The organism is Legionella taurinensis, from assembly GCF_900452865.1.
In the GTDB taxonomy this organism is placed as follows: Bacteria; Pseudomonadota; Gammaproteobacteria; order Legionellales; family Legionellaceae; genus Legionella_C; species Legionella_C taurinensis.
This window is the reverse complement of sequence record NZ_UGOZ01000001.1, coordinates 1,740,091-1,756,347: the sequence shown is the minus strand read 5'-3', so window position 1 is coordinate 1,756,347 and position 16,257 is coordinate 1,740,091. Positions and strand designations below refer to the sequence as shown.

Genomic DNA, 16,257 nt, shown 5'->3' with positions numbered 1-16,257 from the left:
TTGAGATGATAAAAAATTGCTAACGGAGCCGGTGGTCAGACTTGACCGGGCGAAAAGCCACCAGCCGGCATGGTAATGATAACCTGTAATCCGCCTTCTGTGCGGTTGTTGGCGATAATGCTGCCGTTGTGAAGGGCAATCGCCTGCTGGGCAATGGATAACCCCAGTCCGTAACCGCCGGTTTTTTTCTCGCGGGACGTGTCGACTCGATAAAAGGGATTAAAAATTTTATCCAGCTGATCCTGGGGTACGCCCGGTCCGTGATCCTCAATGGTGATGTAGAGCAATGAACGCTCGTCGTTAAACGACAAAATAACAAACACTTCTTCCTCTGCTGGTGAATACCGTAAGGCATTACGGACGATGTTTTCAATCGCCCGATGAACCAACCGTTCATCCACCATTAAAATAAAATGCTCCACCCGGGCAATGACGTGCACGCGCTGATTGCCGGACTCAAAATTGGCATCTTTAGCAATTTGCCGCAGCAATGCGGGCATGTCGACCGCTGAGGGATGTACTTCGTTGACTGATTTATCGAGCCTTGCAAATTCGAGTATCTCGCCAATGAGGGTGTTTAAGCGCAGGCATTCCTCTTCCATGCGCGAGAAAGCACTTTCGGCCTCAGGGCTGGATTTTTTTCGGCCAATCTCAATGGCTATCTGCAATCTGGCCAAGGGTGATCGTAGTTCATGGGAGATGTCCTGCAGAAGCCTTTCTTTGGAATTCATGATGTTTTCCAATTGCTCTGCCATGCGATCAAATTCGCCGCTTAATTCGGCAATTTCATCCCGGTGATGCCCCTTAACGCGGCCAACCCGGGTATTTAGTTTGCCGGTGGCGATGGATTTGGCAGCCATGCGCAGGGAGCGCAGCGGTTTGGTTAAATACACCGAGAGCAAATAACAGATTAAGCCGCTGATAAAAATAGCAATCAAGAGGCGCAGAGTCAGGCCAGCCCAGGGGATTTGCACAAAATGAGCCAGCGGTTTCTCGCTGACGGCGACCAGACGATATGCTTTGCCCGTGGTTGACAAAATTTCATGGCTGACTACGATGTCGCCAAATTTAAGCAAACCGTCATCCAGACGCTGATGGACCAGTTCATCGGCAATGGTTTTCACCACCGCCGGCGGGGTTTGCGTGCTGATGATTTCGCCCGTACTGACCAAAAGAAAAAGGGTCATCTTTTTTGACGTGCCGGTTTGCTGCATCCATTGGGTTAGTGCGGCATGCTGGCCGGACTCAAACGTGGCCACGGCGGCATTGGCGTAGCTGTCCATAAAGAGCTGTTCGCGGGCCGGTATGGAGGATTTCTGCGCAATTTCGCTGGTGACCCAGGCTGTCGTCAGAATGATCAGACTTGAGGCTAACCAGAAGGTCAGGAAAATTTTCCAATACAGGCTACGCATTAAACATGTACCCGAATCCACGTACGGTTTTGACCAGCGGTTCACCCTGAGGATTATCGCCAAGCTTATTACGTAAATTGCTGATATGAACATCGATGCTGCGATCGTAAGCGGTGTATTTTCTGCCCAGGGCATATTCCGTCAGCTCCTCTTTGGAGAAGGCCTGACCCGGCGATTTAATCAGCATTTCCAGAATATTGAATTCGGCATTGGTCAGTTCCATGGGATCGCCATGGTAGGTGACAATGCGCTTGGAGCAGTCCACCACGATGTCATGGTGTTCGATAACCGGCCTGTGGGTGGGCATTTTTTGCGTGCGCCGCAAAATGGCCCTCAAGCGGGCGACCAGTTCTCGGGGATTGCAGGGTTTCGGTAAATAGTCATCGGCGCCGATTTCAAGTCCGACAATGCGGTCAATGTCGTCACCCCGGGCGGTTAACATCAGAACCGGCGTCTGCGTGTGCTCTCGGATGGCTTTGAGTACTTCAAAGCCGTTCAATTTGGGCAGCATGACATCCAGAATAATGGCATCAAAAGTTTGATTGACTGCGCGTTTCACCGCGTTTTCACCATCATGGACGCAGACAACATGAAAACCTTCGGGCTCAAGGTACTGAACAAGCAAATCCGTCAGTTCGGTATCATCATCAACAATTAAGATGTTATTGTTCATTTAACTCGGTGTCCTGGTAATGGTTCATGTTCAAATGCGGCGCGCTTGTCATAACAGGCCAGCAGTTTAATGCGGCGCGCGTCAGCATTTATCACTTTAAACTCAAATTCGTCGATGGTCGTCACTTCGCCGCGTTTGGGTAAATACCCAAAGCTGGCCATGACGATGCCGCCAATGGTGTCGTACGATTCGTCGCTGAAACCGGCATGAAGCTGCTCGTTAAATTCTTCAATGGGGGTATGGGCCTTAACAATGTATTGCGCATCCCCATGCTCTTTAATGTAAGCCTCTTCATCAATATCAAACTCGTCTTCAATATCACCGATAATCTGCTCAATGATATCTTCAATCGTCACAAAACCGCTAACGCCGCCGTATTCATCGACAACAAGAGCCATGTGGTTTCGATTTGTACGAAATTCGCTGAGCAACAAATCCAGACGTTTACTTTCTGGAACAAAAGTGGCTGTGCGAACAATGTCGTTTAAATCAAACTCACTATTATTTTGCGCCTGATACCTTAACAAATCCTTAGCATGCAGAATTCCGATGATTTCATCCGGGTGATCCCCTGTCACTGGAAAGCGGGAATGCCCCGAACTGGTGACTGTTTCGATGACTTGTTTCAAGCTGTCATTCTGGGAAATGCTGGCCATCTGTTTTTTAGGCAGCATGATGTCTCTGACACGCATCTGGGAAAACTGAATGACACCTTCAATCATGCCCAGCGTTTCTGAATCAATCAGCGCACGGATCTGCGCATCACGCAGCAGACTGATTAACTCCTCTTTATTCCTCGGCTCCAGTTGTAAAAATTGTTTTAAACGTATAAACCAGGAGCTGTTTTCGTCCTCTTTACTCAAGGTAATTATCCTCATCAAGATAAGGGTTGGTGAATCCAAGTTCCGCCAGCAGACGGATTTCCTGAGCCTGCATGAGGCGGGTTTCCTCGTCTTCCATGTGGTCAAAGCCCAGTAAATGCAAGACGCCATGAATGACAATGTGAGCCCAGTGAAAATCCAGGGCTTTATTCAATTCCTGACTTTCAGCCAGTAAAACGGCAGGGCATACAATGACATCGCCAAGCAGGGGATAATCCATGGCGATCGCTGCGGGCAGATTGGCTGGAAAAGCCAGAACATTGGTGGTTTTGTGCTGTTTCCTGTAGGTTGAATTCAAATCAATCATTTCCTCAGGACTGACCAAGCGCAGGGTTAACTCCGCTTTGTCGCGGTGCGCCTTCAGTGCTAATTCGGCGAAAGCGATTAAAGAGGCTTCGGTGACAGGCAGAGGATCTTCGCAGGCGACCTGAAGGTCTATCACGTAATTCATGATTTGCCTTCCTTCGATGAGGCCTCATAACAATCGACAATACGGGAAACGAGCGGATGACGCACCACTTCCCGGCTGGTGAAGGTATGGATGCCGATGTTTTCGATGTCTTTAAGGATTTTCACCGCATGGATAAGGCCGGATTGAATGCCTTTTGGCAAATCGGTCTGGGTCATGTCCCCGGTGATCACGGCTTTGGAGCCAAAGCCCATTCGTGTTAAGAACATTTTCATCTGCGGCACGGTCGTGTTTTGTGCTTCATCAAGGATGATAAACGCCTCATTCAGGGTACGGCCGCGCATGAAGGCTAAGGGCAGAATTTCAATCACATCGCTTTGGATTAATTTCTGCGCCTCCTTAAAACCTATCATTTCATAAAGCGAATCATAAATCGGACGCAGGTAAGGCAGGACTTTTTCAACCAGGTCGCCCGGTAAAAAGCCCAGTTTTTCACCTGCTTCGACAGCGGGCCTTACAAAGACAAGTTTTTGTACCTCGCCTTTTTCAAAGGCTTCAATCGCTTTGGACACAGCAAGGTAGGTTTTGCCGGTGCCGGCAGGCCCTATGGCAAAGGTAATATCATGGCGCTGGATACTTTCCAGGTATTCAACCTGTTTGCTGTTTTTGGCAAGGATGGATTTTCGGCTTAATTTGACTGGGTGATTCATAACCGTTTGCGGTTCCTCATCGTGAATTAATGGTAATACCATTTCGCTGGCAATGGGATTGTCTGACACACGGTACAATTGCTGGATAACCTGTTCCGCTCTCGACAAATCCTTAAGGGAGTGTCCCGAGAGGAAAATCTGGTCATGGGCAACACGAACAGACAGAGAGAAATGGCGTTCGAGCAGGGTGATGTTTTCATGCAGGGCACCGCATAGATTGGCAAGACGCTTTATGTTTAAAGGGGGTAGGGAAACCTTTTTAATCTGTAGTGTACTGCTCAATGTTAGTTAAATGGAAGTAAGTGACTCTAAGTAAAGGATAGTTCATAACCGTGTTTATCCGCAAGTCAGAATGCTTAAATGAGCGAATAGCACGAAACTATGATATGATAGACAATTTACTCTGCTACCAGGTAAAAAGTACTCAAAGTGAATGAATCCGTGTCGTTAAGTCCTAATTCCCTGATGATTGATCTGCATTGCCATAGCCACTACTCGGACGGATTGCACAGCCCGGAAGAATTAATCAGCCAATCCGTCGAGGCAGGGGTCCGTCTTCTAGCGCTGACAGACCATGACACAGTTGCCGGATTAGCGGCATTGCATCAGGCCAATCAACACGCGTCACTGACGGTGATTAATGGCATCGAACTCAGCACCCGCTGGAAAAAATACGATATTCATGTCGTGGGTTTAATGATTGATCCGCACAACCCGGTGTTAATACAACTCAACGCAGAACAAAACGAAAGCCGAATCAAACGAGCCCGTGAAATTGGCCAGCGTCTTGAATTGGCCGGTGTCCATAACGCGTATCAAAAAGCATGCGATTTGGCCGGGCATGAGCGGGTAGGGCGGCCTCATTTTGCCCAGGTGCTCGTCGAGGAAGGATTGGCCATCGACAGGCAGGCGGCGTTCAAACGCTTTCTGGGGCGTGGGCGGGCAGCCTATATTCCCACACCCTGGCTGTCTATTCCTGACGCCGTTTCAGGGATTGTGGAAGCCGGCGGACAGGCGGTTCTTGCTCATCCGTTAAAATACAATTTAACCCGCACCCGCCTGCATGAACTGGTCAGTGAATTCAAGGCAGCCGGCGGCGTGGGCATCGAAGTTGTATCCGGTGAAATGACGGTCACCCAGGTTCAGGAGATGACGGGATTGGCACTTCGCTATGAGCTCCTGGCCTCTTCCGGGTCGGACTACCATGGCGATCAGGTGTCGCGCATTTCCCTTGGACGTCAACGTAAACTCCCGCTAAACTGTACACCTATATGGCAACAATGGACTATTTGACAGGGGATATTAATGAGTCAGTTTTTTGCTATACATCCTGATAATCCGCAGGCCCGGCTGTTGAGAAAGGCCGCGAACCTGATTGAAGAGGGCGGTATTCTGGTTTATCCCACCGATTCCGGTTATGCCCTGGGTTGCAGGCTGGGGAATAAAGCGGCCCTGGAACGTATACGCAAATTAAGGCAGCTTGATAAAAACCACAACATGACGCTGGTCTGCCGCGATTTGTCGCAGCTCGGCACCTATGCGCGTGTGACCAACCCCATTTTCAGGCTTCTTAAGGCGTTCACGCCCGGCTCTTACACGTTTATTCTGAATGCAACCCATGAGGTGCCGCGTCTGATGCTGCATCCCAAACGAAAAACGCTGGGTTTGCGGGTACCGGACAATACCATTACCCTGGCGTTGCTTGAACACCTGGATACGCCGATCATGAGCACCACCCTGATTTTGCCCGGCGCTACCGCCCCGTTGGGTCAGCCGGAAGCGATTCAGGATTTATTGGGCAATCAGGTCGATTTGATCATTGATGGCGGGAATTGCGGTTATGAACCCACCACGGTGGTTGACTTAACCGGCGATTACCCTGTCATCCTGCGGGAAGGGAAAGGGGACCCTGAGCCTTTTAAGTGATAATTAACCATTGAGGAGTTCGATGTCAGCCTTGTTTAGTGCGAGTAAACGTGTAGTCTCTGGCATGCGTGCCAGTGGTCGTCTTCATCTTGGACACTACCATGGTGTGATTAAAAATTGGTTGAAATTACAACATCAGTATGATTGTTATTTCTTTGTGGCCGATTGGCATGGCTTGACCACCCGTTACGATGAACCCGGTTTTATTGAAACCATCCTCTGGGATATGGTCATTGACTGGTTGGCTTGCGGAATTAACCCCAGCCTTTCCAAGATTTTTATCCAGTCCTGGGTGCCAGAGCATGCCGAACTTCATTTGCTTTTATCCATGATTACCCCTCTGGGGTGGCTTGAGCGCGTGCCAACGTTTAAAGATCAGCAGGAAAAACTGCACGAAAAGGATTTGGCGACTTATGGCTTTCTGGGATACCCCCTGCTGCAGAGTGCTGACGTGTTGCTTTACAAAGCCGATTATGTCCCCGTAGGTGAAGATCAGGTGGCTCATATTGAATTAACCCGCGAAGTGGCGCGTCGTTTTAATCACATCTATGGTCGAGAGCCTAATTTCGAAGCCCTGGCGATGGAAGCCATCAAAAAAATGGGTAAGAAAAATGGCAGTCTGTATACAGAATTACGGCGCCAGTTTCAACAGGATGGCGATCACGAGTCCTTAAACACGGCCAAAGCCCTGCTCGCCAATCAGCATAACCTGTCGCTGGGCGATAAAGAGCGCCTGCTCGGCTACCTGGATGGTTCGGGAAAAATCATTCTCCCTGAACCGCACCCCCTGCTGACCGAGACATCGAAAATGCCGGGGACAGACGGTCAAAAAATGTCTAAATCCTACAACAACACCATCAGTCTTCGTGAAGAGCCTGAACAGGTCGAGAAAAAGATCCTGACCATGCCGACGGATCCTGCCCGGGTCAAACGTACCGATCCCGGAGAGCCTGAAAAGTGCCCCGTCTGGCAGTTGCACAAAATCTATTCCGCAGACGATGTCAAAGCCTGGGTGCAAACCGGTTGCCGCACAGCCGGTATCGGTTGCATTGAATGCAAACGTCCGGTGGTTGATGCCATTCAACAGGAGTTAAAGCCCCTTCAGGCCGCGATTAAGGATTTTGAAGAAGATTTAGGTTCGGTAAAGCGCATTGTCGCAGACGGCAGTGAAGCGGCGAGGGAAGAAGCCAATAAAACGCTGAATGATGTCCGCGAAGTGATGGGGCTGGATTATTAATGGATGCGACGCTGGCGGAGAATACTGCACCGGCTCTGGCTTTAGTCAGCGGTAAACCCTTTACCGAGATGCCGGCGGATCTGTTTATTCCGCCCGATGCGCTGGAAGTGCTTCTGGACAGTTTTTCAGGTCCGCTTGACCTGCTGTTGTACCTCATTCGCCGGCAGAATATCGACATTCTGGATATCCCCATTGCTCATATTACCCGGCAGTACATTCAGTACATCCAACTCCTTGAAACCACCCGCCTGGAGCTTGCCGCTGATTACCTGGTTATGGCGGCCATGCTGGCGGAAATTAAATCCCGTTGCCTTTTGCCGCCGACGCCCAATGCAGAGGATGAACCAGAAGAAGACCCCCGCATGGCTTTGGTGCGCCGTCTTAAGGCCTATGAAGAAATGAAAATGGCGGCGGAAAGCCTCGATGAGCTGCCGCGTTGCGAACGCGATTATTTTCGAGTCGAAATCCAGGCCACAGGCCTTGCCGCAATGACCATTCATCCTGATGTTGAATTGTTTTTATTGCCGGAAATGATGCGGCAACTGGCTGAAAAGCAAGGCCATCAGAGTAATCATCAAATCAGTCGTGAGCAATTGTCGGTTCGTGAACGAATGACGATGGTTCTCGAGCGCTTAAGCCAGGAAAAAACGCTGCTGTTTACGCGCCTTTTCTCCGCGACTGAAGGGCGGATGGGCCTGGCGGTCAGCCTGTTGGCAGTCCTTGAACTCGCAAGGCAGTCACTGGTCATCATTAATCAGGGACTCCTTTACGGTCCGATTCACATTATGGCGGTGGATCATGGATAATCACCAATTAAAAGCAATCCTTGAAGCCTTATTGATGAGTTCTTCGGAAGCGTTAAGCATGCAACAGTTGCTTTCGGTGTTCAATGAGTGGGAGAATCCGGGGCTTGAGCGTGTGCAACAGGCGCTTTTGGAGCTGAAACAGGATTACAGCGAACGGGGTATCGAGTTAGCAGAGGTCGCAAGCGGTTATTGTTTTCAAACCCGAGCGAAATATGGTCACTGGATAAGCCGTCTCAATGCGGAGAAGCCGGCTAAATATTCCCGCGCTTTGTTGGAAACCTTAGCCATTATCGCTTACAAGCAACCCGTAACACGGGCTGATATCGAGGATATCCGCGGGGTGGCTGTCAGCAGTTCCATGTTAAAAACCTTGTTGGAGCGGGAATGGATTCGGGTCGCAGGGCATCGCGACGTTCCCGGCAAACCTGCCGTGTATGTTACAACCAAAGCCTTCCTTGATTATTTTAATTTAAGAAGTCTTGATGAATTGCCTCCCCTTAAGATAGCGGAGGCCATACCCGCCCCAACCCGCGAAGAATCAGTAGAAGAGTGTGTAGAATAAATGACAACAGAACGATTACAGAAAATACTGAGCCAGGCAGGCTTTGGTTCTCGACGCGAAATGGAACGCTGGATAGAAATGGGCATGGTTTGCGTCAATGGCGCGGTGGCCAAATTGGGCGACAGCGCCGGCCCTGAGGATAAAATCATTGTCAAGGGCAAGGTCATTGCCAATCCGCTGAAAGCACAGGCAAAGACACGCATTTTGCTTTACCATAAGCCGGTGGGTGAAATTTCAAGCCGCAGCGATCCCAAACACAGCCGCACGGTGTTCGACAAGTTACCACCGCTTCGCCAGGGGCGATGGGTGCAGGTAGGCCGCCTGGACATTAATACCTCAGGCTTATTGATTTTTACCAATAATGGCGATTTGGCTAACCGCCTCATGCACCCTAAATTTGAACTGGAACGGGAGTATGCCGTTCGGGTGCACGGCCAGGTTTCGCAAGAGGCAATCAAAGCCCTGTTAAAGGGGGTTGAACTGGACGACGGCATGGCGAAATTCAAGCGCATTGAATTCAGCGGCGGCGAGGGGACCAATGCCTGGTATCACGTGACGCTGACGGAGGGCCGTAATCGGGAGGTTCGCCGCCTGTGGCAATCCCAGGGTGTCGAGGTCAGCCGCCTTATTCGCATCCGTTACGGCAAACTCACGATGCCGCGTTCGCTATCCCGGGGTGATCATGTGGAATTGACACCGAAAGAAGTGGAAACGTTTCTGGCCAGCTTGAGTTAAACCTGACAACATGTTGCCCGCCTGCGCGGGCAAGCAACTCATCGAAACTGGGCTTCCTCGCCGTGATGCACCGGTGTCGCCAATCAGTCCTTATGCACCTGAAAATCAATCAGCGTAATTAATCCGCTCCACAGGGCAGTCCAATGGTGATCATTGGGATCATGGTTGCTGACGCGTTTCAGTAACACACCATTGTCTACTTTAAATAAGGGAGAATGATTCGGTAATTGTTCAATTTTGTCGAAGTCTGGCAGCCAGCGTAATTCCTCGTAGGTGGCAGGAAGAGTGCCGTCACGGAACGTCTGGTAAATGGCATCGGCAGAAAGCTGCATGATGTGTGTCAGGATTTCGACGTGCCTTGCGGCATCGGGGTGGCTTAAGTAATCATCGCCATAGGCTCTCCAGCTTAAACCCAGCGCGTTGCTGACTTCAAGGCCATACCTTGAGTCTTCATCGTGCATGAGGTTGGCAATCAGCAGATTCAGAATGGCTGGAAGGGCAATGTCGTTATGGATGGCTCGTCTTGGCGTTCTCATGTGGCCTGAGGACATGGAGTCCGTAAGGAAGTGATTGGCAAAGGCATTTTGCGCATAAGCGAGGTGCAGGGCTTTGTCCGCCTCTGCCAGATTGCCCTCGCTCAGGGCATGATGCGCTTTTAAGGCTGAGCGGAGCGCAACAGCGTGACCTGCACGATAGGCCGTCAGGGCATCAGGAACAAAATGATCAAAATTAACCTGGGCCAGTTTCAGATAGAGGCCTAAAGGCAGATACCCATTGATGGCGGTCCCGCCGCAGCCAATGCGGTTTAACGACTGAGAGAGATCGCTGAAATGCTGTTTGTAAAACTCCCATGGCTTTTGCCCCTTGGCTTCGGCCGCTTGAAGCTCGGTCTCCAGCCGTGCAAAAAACTCGCTGTACTCGCTGACCAGCGTCAACGGGTCTTTGCAGGCGTTGTCGCTGTTTAACCCACCCAAGGCGTTAAACTGACGAAGAAAGCAGGCTTCCTGTTGCTGGGATTTGCAGTTTGAAATGGGTTTGTAGGGGTCTCCGAACAAATCGCCCGCGTACATGACCAGCTCCCCATAACTTAACTGCAATCCATTGGGAAGCGTCAATCGGTTATTTTGCGGCGGCGAAAGCGGTTCCCAGTGAAGAAGAACCTGGTTGCCATAATCACGGTGTTCCAGATTGGCAAATCCGGCATTGTGTTGTTTCAGGTGCTCTTCGATTGAAGGATGATTGAGGGGACTGGCTTTTGTCACGCCAATGATGAACCATGACAGCAGCAATTTGGCTATGATATCCTTAATCATTGTATTTTTCCTTGAATGTTTGATCTATTTAAGCGCATAGAATAAAGCGTATTCAAGTCAGTATGGTAACATAAGTCCTTGACGAATTGATGTTTAAACCAGAGTAGAGTAGTTGGATGAGCAGACGAAAGCAACGACCCCCAAGAACAGTTCAAACCGCTGAAATTGTCAATTTCAGCCACGATGGCCGCGGCATTGCCCGTCTGAATGGCAAGACGACGTTTATTCAAGATGCCCTGCCTGGAGAAACCGTGTTATTTCAGTACACACGCACCAAAAACGATTTTGATGAAGGGCGTGCGCTTGAGATTCTGTCGCCGGCTGCCAACCGGGTGTCGCCGCGATGCCAGCATTACAGTGCCTGCGGCGGGTGTTCTCTGCAGCACCTGGATGAGAATGCACAGATCCATGAGAAACAAACACTGCTGTTGGATTTGCTTCGCCGCATCGGTAAAGTTGAACCGGAATCGACACTGGCCCCTTTAAGCGCCGGCAGTTGGCATTACCGCAACAAGGCGCGTTTAAGTGTGCGTTATGTTGAAAAGAAGCAGGGCACGCTGGTGGGTTTCCGGGAAAAAAGCAACCCGCGCTACATTGCTGAGATTGAGCATTGTCCGGTTTTAAATGCCCGTGTGGAGGAGCAAATTATGCCTTTGCGCGCACTCATTGATTCCTTTGATTCGCCCCAGAGTATTGCTCAGGTTGAAGTGGCTGCCGGTGATGACGAGGTGGCTCTGATTTTCAGGAACATGACGCCGCTTAGTGAAACGGACAAGGAGGCGCTGCGACGTTTTGGTGACGCATCCGGTTTTAAACTGTATCTGCAACCCCAGGGACCTGACAGTGTCAGCCTGTTTTACTCACCTGGGGACAGCGAGGAGTACCTGCATTATCAATTACCGGATGAACAGGTCCGGTTTCGCTTTCACCCGACCGATTTTACCCAGGTGAATGCCGGTTTAAACCGTTTGATGGTCCGCAAGGCCCTTGAATTAATGGATGTGAATGCAGGCGATGTCGTCCTTGATCTGTTTTGTGGTCTCGGCAATTTTTCCCTGCCCCTGGCACGTCGCAGTAAAGAGGTCATTGGGGTTGAGGGCAGCGACACCATGGTGAGGCGTGCAGCGATGAACGCAGACTACAATGGCATCAGCAATGCGCGGTTTTATTGTGCCGATTTGGACCAGGTTGATGCGTTGGCAGCGATCATCAGGCAACCCATTGATAAAATGCTGATTGATCCGCCGCGCTCCGGAGCACTGGAAATTGTTCGCCAAATCGATAAACTTAATCCTATAAGGCTTGTTTATGTATCCTGCAATCCAGCGACATTGGCACGCGACACCGATATTCTGGTTAATCATCATGGGTATCGTTTACGAGCAGTTGGGGTAATGGATATGTTTCCGCACACGGCCCACGTGGAGTCCATTGCCTTATTTGAAAAGGATAAACAGTGATGGTTAAAGTGAAAGAAAGTACGCCCTGGTTATCAGACGGCGGCATTGATGTGGAGCAATGGCTCCATCAACTCGGCAGCAAAGGGTATTTTCAAGATCTGGGGATGATCCGTAATGCCTGCACTTTAAGTCAGTTAAGCGGCCTTGATCATGCGACTGAAACCGGCGTTTCCTGCCTGCAGCAGGGCTTAACCATGGCCGATATTCTCGCGGATTTGGAAGTGGACCAGGAAACACTGACCGCAGCCATTATTTTCGTCAGTGTTCACTATGCCGAACTGTCGCTGGATGATGTGGAAGAACAGCTCAATCCCGCCATTGCCAAACTGGTCAGGGGGGTAGAGCGCATGAGTGCCATGCATAATCTGCAGGCCTTGAATAACCCGCAAAACAAGCACCAGATCGACAACATCCGAAAAATGCTGCTGGCCATGGTGGATGATGTGCGTGTCGTCCTTATCAAACTGGCAGAGCGGTTGAGTGTGTTGCGTGCCTCAAGCCAGCTTCCGGAAGCGCTGCGCACGCAAATTGCGACCGAGGCCATGGAAATTTATGCCCCTCTGGCCAACCGCCTGGGGATCGGAGCCATCAAATGGGAGATGGAGGATTTGGCCTTCCGCCTGCTGCATCCCGACGATTACAAGGCCATTGCCAAAGGATTAAAAGCCAAGCGGCTTGAGCGGGATCATTACGTCAACTTGATTGTTGATGAGCTCAATAAATACATACAGGCGTTGGGCGTGCATCATTTTGCCGTGTATGGCCGCTCCAAACACATCCACAGCATCTATAAAAAGATGACGCGCAAGAACGTGTCGCTGGATGAAATTTACGATGCCACGGCGGTCAGGGTTTTGCTGGAAACCAAAGAGCAGTGTTATGAAGTGCTGGGCATGGTTCATGATGTGTGGAAGCAGGTGCCGGCAGAGTTCGACGATTACATCGCCAACCCCAAAGCCAACGGTTATCAATCCCTGCATACGGCGGTCGTAGGGCCTGAGGAACGGGTGTTTGAAGTGCAGATCCGCACGTTTCAGATGCACGATTTGGCGGAAATGGGTGTGGCGGCGCACTGGAAATACAAAGAAAGCGGCATTCACCATAAGCAAAGTCACGAACGCAAAATCGAATGGCTGCGGGATGTATTGGCCTGGCATCGGGAAATGGCCACGTCAAGCGGTGTTTCCGAAGCTATTGAGACGGAATTTCTGGAAGACAGGGTTTACGTGTTCACGCCCGACGGGGATGTGCTTGATTTGCCAGCCGGAGTAACGCCCCTGGATTTTGCCTACCACGTGCACAGCAAAGTAGGTCATCGCTGCCGCGGCGCCAAAGTCAATGGCTCGATCGTGCCATTGACCTATGCCCTCAAAACCGGGGATCGGGTGGAAATTTTAACCGGTAAAGACGAGCGTCCCTCCCGTGACTGGATTAACCCGCACTTGAATTACCTGAAAACCTCTCGCGCCAAAGCAAAGGTACTGCACTGGTTCAAGATGCAGGATTACGATAAAAACCGTGCGGAAGGCCATGACATTCTTGACAAGGAATTGAAAACCCTGGGGATTAAAGCGGAAAAATTACAGGAGGTCGTCAAAACCTTCAACTACAAACGCCTGGATGACCTGCTAGCGGCCCTCGGGCGAGGGGACATCAAGCTCAGTCAGATTTTAAATCGCCTGTCTCCGGCTGAAGTGGTTGAGCCCAGCATTCAAAACATTGTCAAGCCGCAGAGTGTGCCGGAGGTCACTGGCAGTGATCTGCGCATTGAGGGCGTGGGTAATTTGATGACTCACATGGCCCGTTGTTGTCAGCCTGTGCCTGGCGATACGGTTGTCGGTTACATTACCATTGGTCGCGGCGTGTCGGTTCATCGCCAGGATTGCCCTAACATCCTGCATGCCACTGAAAAGCAGAAACAGCGTTTTTTACAGGTCAGCTGGGGAAGTGCTACTCGCGATCATTACGTGGTGGATGTTCTTATCAAAGCCTTTGATCGGCCAGGCCTATTGCGGGATGTGACCTCTTTGTTATCCAATGAAAAAGCCCATGTGTATGCGTTGCAGACCAACGCCAACAAGCAGGATAACAGTGCCTACATTACTCTGACTGTTGAAATCGATGGTTTAAACAGTCTGTCTCGTCTCCTGACCCGTCTTGAGCAGATTCCCAATGTGCTGGAGGCAAGAAGGCAGGTTTAACGCTGAATGTCACGTGCGGCTGTGGTCAGAGCCGGCAGGCCCTGACCCTTTGAGATGCAATTAAACCAGAAGCACCACGTCCGGCGCATCAATCTGTTCTTTACACTGGCGGATGAATTCATCACGAAGCGTATCCATTTCGTGAGGCAGCGGAAATTGGCTGATTTCCTTCACCAATCGGCTTAAGAACGCTTTGTCCTCTGACGCGGAGTAGTGTGAAACCGTGGCTTTTGACTGCTTAGGCGCGGGTTCAGGATCCGGTTGATATTGGGGCTCGGAAAAGAGCATGTCATTCATGTAAGGGGTAAGGAAAGGGCTTTGTTTCAGCTTGTCCTCGCTGCCATACCAGCGAACGAGAGCCTGGCGATAGGCGGTTAAGGCCTCCTTGTCCAGGAAATCGGCATAATTGACTACACCATGCGGAAAATGCTTACCCAGGTGGTGGCGGGGTTGAATGCCTTTTTCCCTAAGAAAAGCAAGAAATTCCGTCTCAAAACGGGCGATGCCTGACGCGTGAGGATGAGTGACCATGTCAATGGCAAACACGCGCTGATGCTCGTTTGCCGTAGCGGAAGTGGATAAACCGCCATTGGTGCCTTTAAAATAACGGACATAATAGGCATAGGTCAGCGGGTATTCTCCGCGTTCGCCGGCTTCCTGCAGCATGTCGTCCAGTTTTTTACAAATCTCAGCCAAAAGCGCTGCCGCCTTATCCTTATCCACCGGAATGAGGTAGCTAACATCCCGCATGGCTTTGGGGAATCCGACCTGGTAATGGGTGATGTGATTTTCATAATCCACCACGGTTTTGGTGCCGCGCGTACTGGTTACAATCGCGGCAGTGAGTTGCATAAAAGCAGGCAGCAAATGCTGTAAACCCGGCTCGGTCAGCCTGTCCTGAATCGAATCGCCGACCCGCACGCTCAACTCCTGGGCGAGGGAACTGGCATCTGCCGCGTAAGGCGCATTGTCGTTTGTGGTTCGTCCTCTGGTGGTGTAATTCCACAGGCGAACATGCCATTTATCCACTGGAACTTTACTGTAAGTGGGGATGCGCATCAGCGTAAAATAGTGATTGTTGTTCAAATAATCAGGAAGGTGGGTGTTAAGGTCGTCAACGTTTTTGAAATTATGCACTGTCTCTTCAAGATTAAAAGCGTTTACCGCCCGCAACCGAATGTTCAGAATCACACCCAGCATGCCGGCATGCGCGCCGAACAACAGCGGAAAATCCTCATGGCTAGAGTCAATTTCGCGGATATTGCCATCCATGTCGCAAAGGGTTGCGCTGAGGATAAGGCCGCTGAAGGCGGTCTCATCCTGCCCTGTGCCGTGACCGCCTGTTCCGGCGAGTCCCACAGCTGTCACCCAGGCAATCATGCTGGCTGTGGACAAGGATAAATTTTTTTTCCGCAATTGATCGGCCAATCGCGCAATCTGAACGCCGGCGCTGACTTTGACTATCGATGCCGGCAGATTTTTTATGGGGTTGGTCTCGCTGGGGGGAAGGGGTGGGGCAACGCCCTCGACCTGAACGGATTGGTATTTTTCACTGAACAGGATAACCACATCATCGCCGCGGGCGATTGGAGAGAAAGAGAAGGAGCCATTGTAGCGTTCCTGCTGCGCCTGCTTCCAGGGAAAGCAGCACCAGTTGCTACTGGTTTTGTCATTCCATCCGGCCGCTGCCCGAACGGTAATGCGGTGATGCGTATGTTGTTCGTTCTGCTCCTTTATGGCGAGCATGATTTCTTTTACCTGCTCCTCCGTATCAACCTGAACCACAAGGGCGCCAGAATGAGTTACTGTTTCCATGTAATTGGTCCATTTGCCGGTACGGCAATGGATTTTACTGCGAGTAAGCCTGTCGATAAGGGCCTGACGGGAGCCTTTTGCAAATGACATAATCACATCCTGTGAGGAGAGGGTCTC

At 50.7% G+C, this 16,257-nt stretch carries 15 protein-coding genes; 8 read left to right on the top strand and 7 right to left on the bottom strand.

What is annotated here, in order from left to right; translation table 11 throughout:
• Nucleotides 1-35: 35 nt before the first annotated feature.
• From cpxA to DYE45_RS08175, 5 genes are read right to left on the bottom strand one after another with little or no spacing between them, the layout of a single operon-like run.
• Entirely contained in the window at nt 36-1,412 is a 1,377-nt protein-coding gene (gene cpxA / locus DYE45_RS08195) for a two-component system sensor histidine kinase CpxA (protein ID WP_108293792.1), read from the bottom strand.
• On the bottom strand, nt 1,405-2,085 hold the full coding sequence (gene cpxR, locus DYE45_RS08190) for a two-component system response regulator CpxR (protein ID WP_108293790.1): 681 nt from the start codon (nt 2,083-2,085) through the stop codon (nt 1,405-1,407). The genes cpxA and cpxR overlap by 8 nt, the downstream gene beginning before the upstream one ends.
• Entirely contained in the window at nt 2,082-2,963 is an 882-nt protein-coding gene (locus tag DYE45_RS08185; protein ID WP_108293788.1) for a CorC family transporter, read from the bottom strand. The genes cpxR and DYE45_RS08185 overlap by 4 nt, the downstream gene beginning before the upstream one ends.
• Entirely contained in the window at nt 2,941-3,417 is a 477-nt protein-coding gene (ybeY, locus tag DYE45_RS08180) for an rRNA maturation RNase YbeY (RefSeq protein WP_108293786.1), read from the bottom strand. Before ybeY ends, DYE45_RS08185 begins: the two co-directional genes overlap by 23 nt.
• The gene (locus DYE45_RS08175) at nt 3,414-4,367 is read right to left on the bottom strand and encodes a PhoH family protein (protein ID WP_165481707.1); all 954 of its coding nucleotides are present in this window, start codon (nt 4,365-4,367) and stop codon (nt 3,414-3,416) included. The genes ybeY and DYE45_RS08175 overlap by 4 nt, the downstream gene beginning before the upstream one ends.
• Before the next feature lie 183 nt (nt 4,368-4,550).
• Here DYE45_RS08175 and DYE45_RS08170 point away from each other — a divergent pair, with 183 nt between their 5' ends.
• From DYE45_RS08170 to rluB, 6 genes are read left to right on the top strand one after another with little or no spacing between them, the layout of a single operon-like run.
• Complete coding sequence (locus DYE45_RS08170) at nt 4,551-5,378, top strand: PHP domain-containing protein (RefSeq protein ID WP_108293784.1); 828 nt, start codon at nt 4,551-4,553, stop codon at nt 5,376-5,378.
• A gap of 12 nt (nt 5,379-5,390) precedes the next feature.
• Nucleotides 5,391-6,011 (top strand): L-threonylcarbamoyladenylate synthase, encoded by a 621-nt coding sequence (locus DYE45_RS08165; RefSeq protein ID WP_108293782.1) that lies wholly within the window; start codon nt 5,391-5,393, stop codon nt 6,009-6,011.
• Nucleotides 6,012-6,033: 22 nt separating this feature from the next.
• Complete coding sequence (locus DYE45_RS08160; protein ID WP_108293780.1) at nt 6,034-7,248, top strand: tryptophan--tRNA ligase; 1,215 nt, start codon at nt 6,034-6,036, stop codon at nt 7,246-7,248.
• The gene (locus tag DYE45_RS08155) at nt 7,248-8,054 is read left to right on the top strand and encodes a segregation and condensation protein A (RefSeq protein ID WP_108293778.1); all 807 of its coding nucleotides are present in this window, start codon (nt 7,248-7,250) and stop codon (nt 8,052-8,054) included. Before DYE45_RS08160 ends, DYE45_RS08155 begins: the two co-directional genes overlap by 1 nt.
• Complete coding sequence (gene scpB, locus DYE45_RS08150) at nt 8,047-8,616, top strand: SMC-Scp complex subunit ScpB (RefSeq protein ID WP_108293776.1); 570 nt, start codon at nt 8,047-8,049, stop codon at nt 8,614-8,616. The genes DYE45_RS08155 and scpB overlap by 8 nt, the downstream gene beginning before the upstream one ends.
• Nucleotides 8,617-9,351, top strand: coding sequence for a 23S rRNA pseudouridine(2605) synthase RluB (gene rluB, locus DYE45_RS08145; protein ID WP_108293774.1), 735 nt, complete (start codon nt 8,617-8,619; stop codon nt 9,349-9,351).
• An 83-nt stretch (nt 9,352-9,434) separates the two neighbouring features.
• On the opposite strand, the gene DYE45_RS08140 is transcribed toward rluB, so the two are convergent.
• Complete coding sequence (locus tag DYE45_RS08140; protein WP_108293772.1) at nt 9,435-10,664, bottom strand: phospholipase; 1,230 nt, start codon at nt 10,662-10,664, stop codon at nt 9,435-9,437.
• A 116-nt stretch (nt 10,665-10,780) separates the two neighbouring features.
• On the opposite strand from DYE45_RS08140, the gene rlmD reads away from it, so the two are divergent.
• On the top strand, nt 10,781-12,124 hold the full coding sequence (gene rlmD, locus DYE45_RS08135; protein WP_108293770.1) for a 23S rRNA (uracil(1939)-C(5))-methyltransferase RlmD: 1,344 nt from the start codon (nt 10,781-10,783) through the stop codon (nt 12,122-12,124).
• Nucleotides 12,124-14,325 (top strand): GTP diphosphokinase, encoded by a 2,202-nt coding sequence (relA, locus tag DYE45_RS08130; protein WP_108293768.1) that lies wholly within the window; start codon nt 12,124-12,126, stop codon nt 14,323-14,325. Before rlmD ends, relA begins: the two co-directional genes overlap by 1 nt.
• A gap of 60 nt (nt 14,326-14,385) precedes the next feature.
• Here the strand turns inward: relA and DYE45_RS08125 are convergent, their stop codons facing one another.
• Complete coding sequence (locus DYE45_RS08125; RefSeq protein ID WP_108293766.1) at nt 14,386-16,230, bottom strand: FAD-binding protein; 1,845 nt, start codon at nt 16,228-16,230, stop codon at nt 14,386-14,388.
• Between the last annotated feature and the right edge of the window lie 27 nt (nt 16,231-16,257).

Bases quoted from the DNA above. Each gene is read 5' to 3' on its own strand.
- rlmD (WP_108293770.1), top strand. From the start codon at position 10,781: ATGAGCAGACGAAAGCAACGACCCCCAAGAACAGTTCAAACCGCTGAA.
- cpxA (WP_108293792.1), bottom strand. From the start codon at position 1,412: ATGCGTAGCCTGTATTGGAAAATTTTCCTGACCTTCTGGTTAGCCTCA.
- DYE45_RS08125 (WP_108293766.1), bottom strand. From the start codon at position 16,230: ATGTCATTTGCAAAAGGCTCCCGTCAGGCCCTTATCGACAGGCTTACT.
- DYE45_RS08185 (WP_108293788.1), bottom strand. From the start codon at position 2,963: ATGAGGATAATTACCTTGAGTAAAGAGGACGAAAACAGCTCCTGGTTT.
- relA (WP_108293768.1), top strand. From the start codon at position 12,124: ATGGTTAAAGTGAAAGAAAGTACGCCCTGGTTATCAGACGGCGGCATT.
- DYE45_RS08170 (WP_108293784.1), top strand. From the start codon at position 4,551: ATGATTGATCTGCATTGCCATAGCCACTACTCGGACGGATTGCACAGC.
- ybeY (WP_108293786.1), bottom strand. From the start codon at position 3,417: ATGAATTACGTGATAGACCTTCAGGTCGCCTGCGAAGATCCTCTGCCT.
- DYE45_RS08165 (WP_108293782.1), top strand. From the start codon at position 5,391: ATGAGTCAGTTTTTTGCTATACATCCTGATAATCCGCAGGCCCGGCTG.
- DYE45_RS08155 (WP_108293778.1), top strand. From the start codon at position 7,248: ATGGATGCGACGCTGGCGGAGAATACTGCACCGGCTCTGGCTTTAGTC.
- cpxR (WP_108293790.1), bottom strand. From the start codon at position 2,085: ATGAACAATAACATCTTAATTGTTGATGATGATACCGAACTGACGGAT.
- rluB (WP_108293774.1), top strand. From the start codon at position 8,617: ATGACAACAGAACGATTACAGAAAATACTGAGCCAGGCAGGCTTTGGT.
- scpB (WP_108293776.1), top strand. From the start codon at position 8,047: ATGGATAATCACCAATTAAAAGCAATCCTTGAAGCCTTATTGATGAGT.
- DYE45_RS08140 (WP_108293772.1), bottom strand. From the start codon at position 10,664: ATGATTAAGGATATCATAGCCAAATTGCTGCTGTCATGGTTCATCATT.
- DYE45_RS08160 (WP_108293780.1), top strand. From the start codon at position 6,034: ATGTCAGCCTTGTTTAGTGCGAGTAAACGTGTAGTCTCTGGCATGCGT.